Here is a 2,442-nt window from a genome sequence, read left to right as displayed (position 1 = left end):
GTCTGGAATGTCGCGCCCCACACCTTGCGCCTTCGTGACTCGTCGAAACCGCCGAAGTAGTCCATGAAACCGGAGACAAGATCGGCCTTGGTGAAAATCAGATAGACTGGAAACTGAACTTTCAGCGTCTCGTGGATTTCCCTCAGCCGGTTGCGTATCTCGGCGACGTGGGTATCTAGCTGCCGGTCGTCGAAGCTCATCAGATCGGCAAGGCTGATGGCCAGGATGACGCCGTTTATCGGTTGCCGGGCGCGGTGCTTCTTGAGCAGTGACAGGAAGGAGAGCCAGCTCTTCTTGTCGCTCTCAGCATTGGAATCCTGCGTCGTGTAGCGACCTGCGGTGTCGATCAACACGGCCTGGTCGGTAAACCACCAGTCGCAGGCACGTGTTCCGCCAATGCCGGCCACCGGTTGGGCGTCTCCTGAACCGGCAAGCGGAAAATTCAGCCCCGAATTGACCAGTGCCGTTGTCTTGCCGGCACCCGGCGGGCCTATGACGACGTACCAGGGGACGTCGTAGAGGAAGTTGCGCTTGCCGCTCGACCCTTTGAGCGCCGCCAAGGCCTCATTCATGCGGGCTTCGAGCAGCCGCCCATCGTCATCATCGCGGTCATCATTGTGCGCAACGACGGTTTCGAGCGCTTTTTGCGCCTTCCTCCCCTGCCAGAAACGCAGCCCGTGAAAAAGCGCCAGCGTCGCCACGATTACACCGATGATCGTTGCACGCAGCCAGGCAGGCCCGAGCGGCCGGCTATCGGCAAAGCGGATCAAGGGGCCGGCAAACCATATGGCCGTCGCGAAGCCGATCAGCGCGGTCATGCTGAATATCCGCAGCAGCCAACGCGTCATGGATGCTTCCAGCAGGTCGTCACAATGTCTCCTCCCTGGGGATCATCACATCGACACGGCGGTTCCTGGCGCGGCCTTCCGGCGTCGCGTTTTCGGCGATCGGTTCGTCCTCGCCCTTGCCGTCCACCGTCAGTCGCGAGGGATCGCTGAATTTCGCGGCCATCAGGGCTTCGACGGCTTTGGCCCGGGCCAGCGAAAGGTCGAAGTTGGATTTGAAGGCGCTCGACCGACGCGGTTTGACATTATCCGTGTGGCCGACGATCCGGATCGGTCCAGGCTCGTGCTCAAGAGCCGCGGCGATGTCGGCGGCGATGGGCTGAAATTCCGGCTTCGTCTCGGCCCTGCCGGACTGGAACAGCAGCAGATTGTTGATTTCCACGACGATGAAGTCGCCCTTGGTGCCAATGGCCAGTCCGCCGCCTTCGACGTCCTTGGCCAGCACCGCACGAATACGATCGATCTGAGCGTTGGCCGCCGGTGGGGCGACTTTGGCTGGCTCGACCAGCGGCGCCACGCTGGCGCGCTCGATAGCGACGGGTATTGATGGGTTGAGTGCCAGCAATTCACCTGCGGCGGCGTCGCCTTCATTGGAGATGAAGACCCGCAATGCGAAGAACGCTGCCGCCAGCAGCGCCGACGCTGACGCGGCAACCACCCAAAGCGGCAGGCGGGCCGAGGACTGCGCCATCGTCTCGGCCAAGCCCTGCCAGCGCGGCGAGATGTCTTCACCCGCACGCGTCCTGAAGTAGCGAAGCGTCTCGTAGACGTCGCGTCGAACGCGCTCGAGATTGTTGTCTTCGCGCCTCACGCCGCGATACTGGCCCTCGAACCCCAGCGACAGACAGACATGCATCAGTTCGAGCAGATCGTAATGTGTCTCGGGATGGGCCAGGATCTTGTTCAGTGCTTCGTAGAAGCCTGTGCCGGAGGACTGGGTATGAAAGAACTGCCACGACATGCTGCGTTGCGACCAGTCGTCTTTCCCAGGCCAAGGCAGGTTGCCGATGAGATCGTCGGCTGTTTCGCACAGAACATAACGCGCAATCCGCGCATCCTCTTCGGCAACGTCCGATTTCTCGACCGTCCGGTCGAATTTTTCGATGGCCTCAGCGACATGTTGCGCCAGTGGCTCCGCCTGTCTTTCGACAGGCATCAGCCTGAGTTGCCCAAACAGCATCAGCAAAGGAGCGGCCGCAGCGAGAATAGTGTTTGCCGCGCAGTATCTGACCACCTCGGCGGCGCCGAGCAGCGTGCCCTGCTCGATGGGCGGCTTTGATGCGGCGGCCGAAGAGCTGGTACCTGCTGGGGCACCCAGGGCCGGGCCTTGATAGATGACGGTTCCTGATACCCAGCCCGGTGGCCGCACGACACCAGGATCGAACACGGTTGAATCCTCGATCCTGGAGGTGTCCACGATGGATTGCTCCGGAACCGGCGGCGGTTTTTGCGTGCGCCGTGGATTTGCGCGAATGACGGTCTTGCCCGCCGGACCGAAGGGGTCGTCCTTCGAGCTCATCGCCGATCACTCGTGCAGGCGGGATACCCGCGATTGGGCGAGACAGGCGCAAGACGGTTTCTGGTCGGGTAAAGGGAC

Annotated in this window: 2 protein-coding genes; both read right to left on the bottom strand. The window is 61.9% G+C overall.

The genetic code is table 11. The annotated features are described in order from the left end of the window. A partial coding sequence (gene tssM, locus EN914_RS32120; protein WP_127389534.1) for a type VI secretion system membrane subunit TssM occupies positions 1–848 on the bottom strand: 848 nt, incomplete at its 3' end. A gap of 19 nt (positions 849–867) precedes the next feature. Then, a complete protein-coding gene (tssL, locus tag EN914_RS32115) occupies positions 868–2,364 on the bottom strand; it encodes a type VI secretion system protein TssL, long form (protein ID WP_024504488.1) in 1,497 nt (498 codons plus the stop codon). Between the last annotated feature and the right edge of the window lie 78 nt (positions 2,365–2,442).

Origin of the sequence: Mesorhizobium sp. M7A.F.Ca.CA.001.08.2.1, assembly GCF_003998455.1 — a bacterium.
GTDB lineage: Bacteria > Pseudomonadota > Alphaproteobacteria > Rhizobiales > Rhizobiaceae > Mesorhizobium > Mesorhizobium ciceri.
This window is presented reverse-complemented; position numbering and strand designations above follow the sequence as displayed.